This is a genomic window from Frankia sp. CeRuru1, assembly GCF_977966315.1.
Genome location: NZ_CDWWEW010000033.1, coordinates 23139 through 23769 on the forward strand (window position 1 = coordinate 23139; position 631 = coordinate 23769).

At 71.0% G+C, this 631-nt stretch carries 1 protein-coding gene and 1 pseudogene; both read left to right on the forward strand.

Annotated features, from left to right (window positions below; genetic code table 11):
- On the forward strand, positions 1-345 hold a 345-nt coding region (locus AC08OP_RS04445), incomplete at its 5' end, for a transposase (protein WP_476613023.1).
- A gap of 74 nt (positions 346-419) precedes the next feature.
- Positions 420-631: pseudogene (locus AC08OP_RS04450) on the forward strand (IS5/IS1182 family transposase); the annotation flags it as partial.

The following is a 631-nucleotide window of genomic DNA, read 5'->3' on the forward strand; positions in this document are numbered from 1 at the left end:
GCCGGGCGGCTGGTCCCGGACGAGTTGTGGGAGCTGGTGGAACCGCTGCTGCCCCGGTTCGAGGCCCGCTGGCAGGGCGGTGGGACTGCCCCGATCGAGGATCGGGCGGTGTTTACCGCGGTGGTCTACGTGCTGACCTCGGGGTGTGCTTGGCGGCATCTGCCGTCCGAGTTCGGGGTGTCGGTACCCACGGCGCACCGTCGGTTCCAGGCGTGGACCCGGGCGGGTGTCTGGCCTCGACTGCACCGCAAGATCTTGGACCTGCACGGTGTGGCCGGACGGGTCGACTGGTCGTCGGCGATCGTGGACGCGGCCAGTCTGCGGGCAAAAAAGGGGGAAGTCTGACCGGTCCAAACCCGGTCGACCGCGGCAAACCGGGCTCGAAAATCCATGTCCTGACCGACGCCGACGGGCTGCCGCTGGTCGTGGCGGTCTCCCCGGCGAACCTCCACGGCAGCGGGGCCTTCGTCCCGCTGGTGGCCAGCATCCCGGCGATCCGTTCCCGACGTGGCCCGCGGCGACGCCACCCGGCCAAGCTGCGTGCGGACAAGGCCTACGACCAGCCGGAACTACGGCGTTTCCTGCGTCGGCGCGGTATCGCGGTGCGGATCGCCCGCCGCGGCGTGGACAG